We start from the raw sequence: 11510 nt of genomic DNA on the forward strand, positions 1-11510 counted from the left end.
TTAACGTATTACTGTGATATAATTAACAAACCGCTCGGAATCATTCACAATTACAATGATGTAATAAGTGCCATCCGGTATATTCTCTCCGAAGTGCAGACCGAGGTTGCATCGGCCATCCCACTCGTTGTTATAGTTTGCGTTCCTGTAGACCACATTACCCCAACGGTTGTATACTTCGAGACTGATCCTGTCATTGCCAGCGTTACCGATCACAAACCTGTCGTTCTTACCATCGCCATTTGGAGAGAAGCCTTGTGGTATGCGGATCTTAGTTGGATTCAGCGTTACCGGTGTTGCTTCATTTTCAGAAGGATCAGCGTTACCGTCAGGATCTGCATTGAGACCGTTGGTCGATACATCTGTCACCGCTGTATTGGTTGATGCGGATGTTCCACTTGCCGTTGCGCTGTTGTTGAATGTGCCGAACTGTTTATGTGCATTTACGTTCACGCTGAATCTGATCGTATCGCTTGCGCCTATTGCCAGGGTGCTACCATCACCGAGCAATGTGCTGATGGTGCTACCATTGTATTGGTTGTTTGGTCTCAGACCACCTGTAGTTACAACACCACCGGAGATTGTGAATGTATGCGGTGATGGGAATGTATTCTGCAGGTTATCTTCTACCTGTACACTGTTCAATACTTCGTTACCCAGGTTCGTCACTACGAATGTGTAGGTCACTGTATAGTTACCATTGATTTCCAGTACAGGTTCAGCTGCAGCTTTCGCTATACCGATCACTGGTCTGTCATTCGGACCGGACACATTGAAGATCACGATACCGGTGTCACAGAGACTTGGCGTACCATTATCACAAACTCTGTAGATCAGGCTGTCTGTTCCGGAGAAGTCTGTGTTTGGTGAGTATTCGAAGCTACCGTCGGCGTTCAGGGTGATCACACCATGAGTGGTGGCTTTGATCAGGCTGACTGTCATCGGATCACCATCCGGATCACTGATCACTGGTTTCACGCTACCAGCAACCGGTGTATTGATCTCTACGCGGATGATTTCCAGGTTCGCTACCGGCGGATCATTCTGAGGTATGATGGTAATTTTCAGGACAGCGGTGTCACAACGTGATGGATTACCATTATCACATACCTGATAGATCACACTGTCTGCGCCATTATAGTTCGTATTTGGCGTGTAAGAGAATGTACCATCTGCGTTAAGGACGATCGTACCATTTACCGGACCTGTTACAACACTTGCTGTCAGGGCGCCACCTTCAGGATCGGTATCATTTGTCAGGACATTACCTGTTGCTACCTCATCTTCGTTAATGGTTACTGCATCGTCCGTTGCGATCGGTGCTTCATTACCAGGTATCACGGTGATCCTGATAATGGCGGTATCACAGAGGTTGTCCGTATCACAGATCCTGTATACCATACTATCGAGACCTTCGTAATCCGGATTTGGCGTGTAAGTGAATGTACCGTCTGCATTGAATACAACTGTACCATTTACCGGTGGTGTAACCAGTGTTGCAGTCAGTTTATCACCATCAGGATCGTAGTCATTCGCCAGAGCATTACCATCTGTCGGCGTATCTTCTACTACTGTCAGGTAATCAGCTTCCGCTATTGGCGCATCGTATCCAGGTACAACCGTGATAATAATCAGCGCTGTGTCACAGAGACCTGGTGTGCCATTGTCACATACGCTGTAGGTCACGGTATCCATGCCATTGTAGTTTGCATTCGGCGTATATGTGAAGCTACCATCAGCGTTGAGGACAATCGTACCATGGGCAGGACCTGTCACCACACCTGCACTCAGATCAGCATTTTCCGGATCGCTGTCGTTGGTCAGTACATTGCCGGTTTGTGGCTGATCTTCTGTTACTGTGATGACATCATTTACAGCGACAGGTGCATCATTTACAGCGATGATATTGAATCTCACAATAGCCGTATCACACAGTGCAGGTGTACCATTATCACAGATCCTGTAGATCATACTATCGGCGCCATTAAAGTTTGCGTTTGGCGTGTAGGTAAAGCTACCGTCTGCATTGAGGACAACTGTACCATTTACTGGTGCGGTTATCAGACTTGCGGTCAGCGGATCACCATCAGGATCGCTATCGTTTATCATGACATTACCCGTAGCAGGTTCATCTTCCAACAGATCTACAGCATCATCTACCGCTATTGGTTTATCGTTGACAGGCGTTACGGTGATTCTCAGGATCGCTGTGTCACACAGGCCTGGTGTACCGTTGTCACATACGCGGTAGATTACGCTATCCAGACCACTGTAGTTTGCATTTGGTGTGTATGTGAAGCTGCCGTCGGCGTTCAGCACGATTGTTCCATTTACTGGTGCAGTTACCAGGCTAGCAGTAAGAGCGTCTCCTTCCGGATCGCTGTCGTTTGTCAATACATTACCGGTGCCGCTCTGGTCTTCTATCACTGTCAGTTGATCATCTACAGCTATTGGTGCATCGTTTACCGGAGTAACGGTGATGCGCAGGATCGCTGTGTCACACAGACCTGGAGTGCCATCGTCACAGATACGGTATACCAGGCTATCCAGTCCGTTGTAGTTCACATTTGGTGTGTATGTGAAGCTACCGTCGGCGTTCAGTACGACTGAGCCGTTTACAGGACCTGTTACCAGGCTTGCAGTCAGGGCGTCACCATCCGGGTCACTGTCGTTGGTCAGGACATTGCCGGTGCCGGTCTGGTCTTCTATCACTGTCAATTGATCATCTACTGCTACTGGTGCATCGTTAGCCGCGGTAATAGTGAATCTTACAACCGCTGTATCACAGAGGCTTGGTGTACCATTGTCACAGATTTGGTAGATGAGGCTATCCAGACCATTGTAGTTAGCGTTTGGTGTGTATGTGAAGCTACCGTCGGCGTTCAGCACGATTGTTCCATTTACTGGGGCTGTTACCAGGCTGGCAGTAAGAGCGTCTCCTTCCGGATCGCTGTCGTTCGTCAGGACATTACCGGTGCCGGTCTGGTCTTCTATGACTGTCAGCTGATCATCTACGGCTATTGGTGCGTCGTTAGTGGCCGTTACTATGATCCGCAGGATCGCTGTGTCACACAGACTTGGTGTACCATTATCACATACCTGGTAAACCAGACTATCCAGACCGCTATAGTTAGCGTTTGGTGTGTAGGTGAAGCTGCCATCTGCGTTCAGCACTATTGTTCCATTAGCAGGACCTGTGACTACACTTGCACTCAGAGCGTCTCCTTCTGGATCACTGTCGTTAGTCAATACATTACCGGTGCCGGTCTGGTCTTCTATTACTGTCAGTTGATCTTCTACAGCTATTGGTGCGTCGTTAGCCGCAGTTACCGTGATGCGCAGGATCGCTGTGTCACACAGGCTTGGTGTGCCGTTGTCACATACGCGGTAGATTACGCTATCCAGACCACTGTAGTTTGCATTTGGTGTGTATGTGAAGCTACCGTCGGCGTTCAGCACGATTGTTCCATTTACTGGAGCAGTTACCAGGCTGGCTGTCAGAGCGTCTCCTTCCGGATCGGTATCATTGGTCAATACATTACCGGTGCCGCTCTGGTCTTCTATCACTGTCAGCTGATCATCTACAGCTATTGGTGCGTCGTTAGCCGCAGTTACCGTGATGCGCAGGATCGCTGTGTCACACAGACTTGGCACACCGTTATCACATACGCGGTAGATTACGCTATCCAGACCGCTATAGTTCGCGTTTGGTGTATAAGTGAAGCTACCGTCGGCGTTCAGCACGATTGTTCCATTTGTTGGAGCAGTTACTAGTGAAGCTGTCAATGCATCTCCTTCCGGATCGGTGTCGTTAGTCAGGACATTACCGGTGCCGCTCTGGTCTTCTATCACTGTCAGCTGATCATCTACGGCTATTGGTGCGTCATTAGCCGCGGTAATAGTAAATCTCACTACTGCTGTGTCACACAGGCTTGGTATGCCGTTATCACATACGCGGTAGATTACACTATCCAGACCGCTATAGTTCGCATTCGGTGTGTATGTGAAGCTACCGTCGGTGTTTAGCACGATTGTTCCATTAGCAGGACCTGTTACCACACTTGCACTCAATGCGTCTCCTTCTGGGTCACTGTCGTTGGTCAATACATTACCGGCGCCGCTCTGGTCTTCTATCACTGTCAGCTGATCATCTACAGCTATTGGTGCGTCATTAGCGGCCGTTACGGTGATGCGCAGGATTGCTGTGTCACACAGGCTTGGTGTGCCATTATCACATACGCTATATACCAGGCTATCCAGACCGCTGTAGTTCGTGTTTGGTGTGTACGTGAAACTACCGTCAGCATTCAATACCACTGTACCATTTACTGGGGCGGTTACAAGGCTTGCAGTCAGAGCGTCTCCTTCCGGATCGGTGTCATTGGTCAATACATTGCCGGTGCCGGTCTGGTCTTCTATCAATGTCAGCTGATCATCTACGGCTACTGGTGCGTCATTAGCTGGTGTTACATTGATTCTCAGAATCGCTGTGTCACATAGACTTGGTGTGCCATTGTCACATACCTGGTAAACCAGACTATCAAGACCGCTGTAGTTCGCATTTGGTGTGTATGTGAAGCTACCGTCGGCATTGAGGACAACTGTACCATTTATAGGGGCTGTTACCAAGCTTGCGGTTAACGCATCTCCTTCTGGATCCGTGTCATTGGTCAGGACATTGCCTGTGCCGGTCTGATCTTCTATTACTGTCAGTTGATCGTCTACGGCTATTGGTGCATCATTAGCGGCTGTTACGGTGATGCGCAGGATGGCGGTGTCACACAGACTTGGCGTGCCGTCGTCACATACGCGGTAGATTACACTATCCAGACCGCTATAGTTCGCGTTTGGTGTGTATGTGAAGCTACCGTCGGCGTTCAACACTATTGTTCCATTTACTGGGGCGGTTACCAGGCTTGCGGTCAACGCATCTCCTTCCGGATCGGTGTCGTTAGTCAATACATTACCGGTGCCGCTCTGGTCTTCTGTCACTGTCAGCTGATCATCTACAGCTATTGGTGCGTCGTTAGCAGCTGTTACGGTGATGCGCAGGATCGCGGTGTCACACAGGCTTGGTGTGCCGTTATCACATACCTGGTAAACCAGGCTATCAAGACCGCTATAGTTCGCGTTTGGTGTGTATGTGAAGCTACCGTCGGCGTTCAGTACTATTGTTCCATTTACTGGGGCGGTTACCAGACTTGCAGTCAGACTGTTACCTTCTGGATCCGTATCGTTAGTTAACACATTACCGGTACCGGTCTGGTCTTCTATCACTGTCAATTGATCATCTACGGCTACTGGTGCGTCATTAGCGGCAGTTACTGTGATGCGCAGGATCGCGGTATCACACAGGCTTGGCGTACCATTATCACATACGCGGTATACCAGACTATCAAGACCGCTGTAGTTCGCATTCGGTGTGTATGTGAAGCTACCGTCGGCGTTAAGCACGATTGTTCCATTTACTGGGGCTGTTACCAGGCTTGCAGTAAGAGCGTCTCCTTCCGGATCGCTGTCATTGGTCAATACATTACCGGTGCCAGTTTGGTCTTCTATCACTGTCAGCTGATCATCTACAGCTATTGGTGCGTCATTAGCCGCTGTTACATTGATTCTCAGGATCGCGGTATCACACAGGCTTGGCGTGCCGTTGTCACATACTTGATATACAAGACTATCAAGGCCGTTGTAGTTCGCATTTGGTGTGTAGGTGAAGCTGCCGTCAGCGTTCAATACCACTGTACCATTTACTGGAGCTATTACCAGGCTTGCGGTCAACGCATCTCCTTCTGGATCGCTGTCGTTGGTCAATACATTACCGGTACCGGTCTGGTCTTCTATTACCGTCAATTGATCATCTACGGCTACTGGTGCATCGTTAGCCGCGGTAATAGTGAATCTTACAACCGCTTTATCACAGAGGCTTGGTGTACCATTGTCACAGATTTGGTAGATGAGGCTATCCGGACCATTGTAGTTAGCGTTTGGAGTGTATGTGAAGCTACCGTCGGCGTTCAGCACTATTGTTCCATTTACTGGAGCAGTTACTAGTGAAGCTGTCAATGCATCTCCTTCCGGATCAGTGTCATTGGTCAATACATTACCGGTGCCGGCTTGGTCTTCTATCAATGTCAGCTGATCGTCTACTGCTATTGGTGCGTCATTAGCAGCCGTAACTGTGATGCGCAAGATCGCGGTGTCACACAGGCTTGGTGTGTCGTTGTCGCATACTTGATATACAAGACTATCAAGGCCGCTATAGTTCGCATTCGGCGTGTAGGTGAAGCTACCATCGGCATTCAATACCACTGTTCCATTTACTGGAGCGATTACAAGGCTTGCGGTTAACGCATCTCCTTCTGGATCCGTATCATTGGTCAGGACATTGCCTGTGCCGGTCTGATCTTCTATCACTGTCAGCTGGTCGTCTACCGCTACTGGCACGTCATTAGCGGCAGTTACTGTGATGCGCAGAATCGCTGTGTCACACAGACTTGGTGTACCATTATCACATACCTGGTAAACCAGACTATCCAGACCGCTGTAGTTCGTGTTTGGTGTGTATGTGAAGCTACCGTCAGCGTTCAGGACTACAGTACCATTCACCGGAGCAGTTACCAGTGAAGCTGTCAACGCATCTCCTTCCGGATCGGTGTCGTTGGTCAATACATTACCACTGCCGGTCTGGTCTTCTATCAATGTCAACTGATCATCTATAGCTGCTGGTACGTCATTAGCAGCTGTTACTGTGATGCGCAGGATGGCCGTATCACACAGACTTGGTGTGCCATTGTCACATACTTGATATACAAGACTATCAAGGCCGCTGTAATTCGCATTTGGTGTGTATGTGAAGCTGCCGTCAGCATTCAGCACCACTGTACCATTTACTGGAGCGGTCACCAGACTTGCAGTCAGGCTGTTGCCTTCTGGATCTGTGTCGTTAGTCAGGACATTACCGGTGCCGGTCTGGTCTTCTATCAATGTCAGCTGATCGTCTACTGCTATTGGTGCGTCATTAGCAGCCGTAACTGTGATGCGCAAGATCGCGGTGTCACACAGGCTTGGTGTGCCGTTGTCGCATACTTGATATACAAGACTATCAAGGCCGCTATAGTTCGCATTCGGCGTGTAGGTGAAGCTACCGTCGGCGTTCAATACTACTGTTCCATTTACTGGAGCGATTACAAGGCTTGCGGTTAACGCATCTCCTTCTGGATCCGTATCATTGTTCAGGACATTGCCTGTGCCGGTCTGATCTTCTATCACTGTCAGCTGGTCGTCTACGGCTACTGGCACGTCATTAGCGGCAGTTACTGTGATGCGCAGAATCGCTGTGTCACACAGACTTGGTGTACCATTATCACATACCTGGTAAACCAGACTATCCAAACCGCTGTAGTTCGCATTTGGTGCGTATGTGAAGCTACCGTCGGCGTTCATCACTATTGTTCCATTAGCAGGACCTGTCACTACACTTGCACTCAGAGCGTCTCCTTCTGGGTCACTGTCGTTGGTCAGGACGTTACCTGTACCGGTCTGGTCTTCTATCACTGTCAGTTGATCATCTACGGCTATTGGTGCGTCATTAGCGGCTGTTACAGTGATGCGTAAGATCGCAGTGTCACACAGACTTGGCGTACCGTTATCACATACGCGGTAGATTACGCTATCCAGACCACTGTAGTTTGCGTTTGGTGTGTATGTGAAGCTGCCGTCGGCGTTCAGCACGATTGTTCCATTTACAGGGGCTGTTACCAAGCTTGCGGTCAACGCATCGCCTTCTGGATCGGTGTCATTAGTCAAGACATTACCGGTGCCAGTCTGGTCTTCTATAACTGTCAGCTGATCGTCTACAGCTATTGGTGCGTCATTAGCGGCCGTTACTGTGATGCGCAGGATCGCTGTGTCGCATAGACTTGGTGTGCCATTATCACATACTTGATATACAAGACTATCTAGACCGCTGTAGTTCGCATTCGGTGTGTATGTGAAGCTACCGTCGGCGTTCAAGACTACTGTTCCATTTACAGGGGCGGTTACCAGGCTTGCGGTCAACGCATCTCCTTCCGGATCGGTGTCGTTAGTCAATACATTACCGGTGCCGATCTGGTCTTCTATGACTGTCAGCTGATCATCTACGGCTACCGGTGCGTCGTTAGCAGCTGTTACGGTGATACGCAGGATCGCTGTGTCACACAGACTTGGCGTGCCGTTATCACATACGCGGTAGATTACGCTATCCAGACCGCTATAGTTCGCGTTTGGTGTGTATGTGAAGCTACCGTCGGCGTTCAGCACTATTGTTCCATTAGCAGGACCTGTTACCACACTTGCACTCAATGCGTCTCCTTCTGGGTCACTGTCGTTGGTCAAGACATTACCGGTGCCGCTCTGGTCTTCTATCACTGTCAGCTGATCATCTACAGCTATTGGTGCGTCGTTAGCCGCAGTTACCGTGATGCGCAGGATCGCTGTGTCACACAGGCTTGGTGTGCCGTTGTCACATACGCGGTAGATTACGCTATCCAGACCACTGTAGTTTGCATTTGGTGTGTATGTGAAGCTACCGTCGGCGTTCAGCACGATTGTTCCATTTACTGGAGCAGTTACCAGGCTGGCTGTCAGAGCGTCTCCTTCCGGATCGGTATCATTGGTCAATACATTACCGGTGCCGCTCTGGTCTTCTGTCACTGTCAGCTGATCATCTGCAGCTATTGGTGCGTCGTTAGTAGCTGTTACGGTGATGCGTAAGATCGCGGTGTCACACAGACTTGGTGTGCCATTGTCACATACCTGGTAAACCAGACTATCAAGACCGCTGTAGTTCGCATTCGCTGTGTATGTGAAGCTACCATCGGTGTTCAGCACTATTGTTCCATTTACTGGGGCCGTTACCAGGCTGGCAGTCAGCGCGTCTACTTCCGGATCGGTGTCGTTAGTCAGGACATTACCGGTGCCGGTCTGGTCTTCTATCACTGTCAGCTGATCATCTACGGCTACTGGTGCGTCATTAGCAGATGTTACATTAATGCGTAAGATCGCTGTGTCACACAGGCTTGGTATACCGTTATCACATACGCGGTAGATTACGCTATCCAGACCACTATAGTTTGCGTTTGGTGTGTATGTGAAGCTGCCGTCTGCGTTCAGTACTATTGTTCCATTTACTGGAGCGGTTACCAGTGAAGCGGTCAACGCATCGCCTTCTGGATCGGTGTCATTAGTCAAGACATTACCGGTGCCAGTCTGGTCTTCTATAACTGTCAGCTGATCGTCTACAGCTATTGGTGCGTCATTAGCGGCCGTTACTGTGATGCGAAGGATCGCTGTGTCGCACAGACTTGGTGTGCCATTATCACATACTTGATATACAAGACTATCTAGACCGCTGTAGTTCGCATTCGGTGTGTATGTGAAGCTACCGTCAGCGTTCAAGACTACTGTTCCATTTACTGGGGCGGTTACCAGGCTTGCGGTCAACGCATCTCCTTCCGGATCGGTGTCGTTAGTCAATACATTACCGGTGCCGCTCTGGTCTTCTGTCACTGTCAGCTGATCATCTACAGCTATTGGTGCGTCGTTAGCAGCTGTTACGGTGATGCGCAGGATCGCTGTGTCACACAGGCTTAGTGTGCCGTTATCACATACCTGGTAAACCAGGCTATCCAGACCGCTATAGTTCGCGTTTGGTGTGTATGTGAAGCTACCGTCGGCGTTCAGCACGATTGTTCCATTTACTGGGGCTGTTACCAGGCTTGCGGTCAACGCATCTCCTTCCGGATCGGTATCGTTAGTCAGGACATTACCGGTACCGATCTGGTCTTCTATCACTGTCAATTGATCATCTACGGCCACTGGTGCATCGTTAGCCGCGGTAATAGTGAATCTTATAACCGCTGTATCACAGAGGCTTGGTGTACCATTGTCACAGATTTGGTAGATGAGGCTATCCAGACCATTGTAGTTAGCGTTTGGCGTGTATGTGAAGCTACCATCAGCGTTCAGCACGATTGTTCCATTTATTGGAGCAGTTACTAGTGAAGCTGTTAATGCATCTCCTTCCGGATCCGTGTCATTGGTCAACACATTACCCTTGCCGGTCTGGTCTTCTATCACTGTCAGTTGATCATCTACTGCTATTGGTGCGTCATTAGCGGCTGTTACGGTGATGCGCAGGATCGCTGTGTCACACAGACTTGGTGTACCATTATCACATACCTGGTAAACCAGACTATCCAGACCGCTGTAGTTCGCGTTCGGTGTGTATGTGAAGCTACCGTCGGCGTTCAACACGATTGTTCCATTTACTGGGGCGGTTACCAGACTCGCAGTCAGACTGTTACCTTCTGGATCCGTATCGTTAGTTAACACATTACCGGTACCGGTCTGATCTTCTACTACTGTCAGCTGATCATCTGCGGCCACTGGCGCATCGTTAACCACATTAATAGTAAATCTCACTACTGCTGTGTCACACAGGCTTGGCACACCGTTATCACATACCTGATAAACAAGGCTATCCAAGCCGTTGTAGTTCACATTTGGTGTATAAGTGAAGCTACCATCAGCATTCAGTACTATTGTACCGTTCACAGGGCCTGTTACCAAGCTTGCAGTCAGCGTATTACCTTCTACATCCGTATCGTTGGTCAAAACATTGCCAGTCGCTGGTACATCCTCTGTTACAGTTACATTGTCGTCTACCGCTACCGGTGCATCATTTACCGCATTCACAGTAAACCTTACAACAGCTGTATCACAAAGACTTGGTACACCATTATCACATACCTGGTAAACAAGGCTATCCAAACCATTGTAGTTTGCATTCGGTGTATATGTGAAGCTGCCGTCAGCGTTCAGCACTACCGTTCCATTCACGGGGGCAGTTACCAGACTTGCGGTCAACGCATCTCCTTCCGGATCGCTATCGTTAGTCAATACATTACCGGTGCCGGCTTGGTCTTCTATAACTGTCAGCTGATCATCTACAACTATTGGTGCGTCATTAGCAGCAGTTACTGTGATACGCAAGATCGCGGTATCACACAGGCTTGGCGTACCATTATCACACACCTGGTAAACCAGACTATCAAGGCCGCTGTAGTTAGCGTTTGGTGTGTATGTGAAGCTACCATCAGCGTTCAGCACGATTGTTCCATTTATTGGAGCAGTTACTAGTGAAGCTGTCAATGCATCTCCTTCTGGATCAGTGTCATTGGTCAATACATTACCGGTGCCACTCTGGTCTTCTATCACTGTCAGCTGATCATCTACTGCTATTGGTGCGTCATTAGCAGCAGTTACTGTGATACGCAGGATCGCGGTATCACACAGACTTGGCGTACCATTATCACATACGCGGTATACCAGACTATCCAGACCGTTATAGTTTACATTTGGTGTATACGAGAAGCTACCGTCGGCGTTCAGTACTATTGTTCCATTTACTGGGGCGGTTACCAGACTTGTAGTCAGACTGTTACCTTCTGGATCCGTATCGTTAG

The 11510-nt window shown here is 49.2% G+C and carries 1 protein-coding gene; it reads right to left on the minus strand.

Annotated features, from left to right (window positions below; all coding sequences use genetic code 11):
- On the minus strand, positions 1 to 11510 hold an 11510-nt coding region (locus BMZ72_RS08670), incomplete at its 5' end, for an Ig-like domain-containing protein (protein ID WP_089807127.1).

Source organism: Chitinophaga sp. YR627, assembly GCF_900114995.1.
Classification (GTDB): domain Bacteria; phylum Bacteroidota; class Bacteroidia; order Chitinophagales; family Chitinophagaceae; genus Chitinophaga.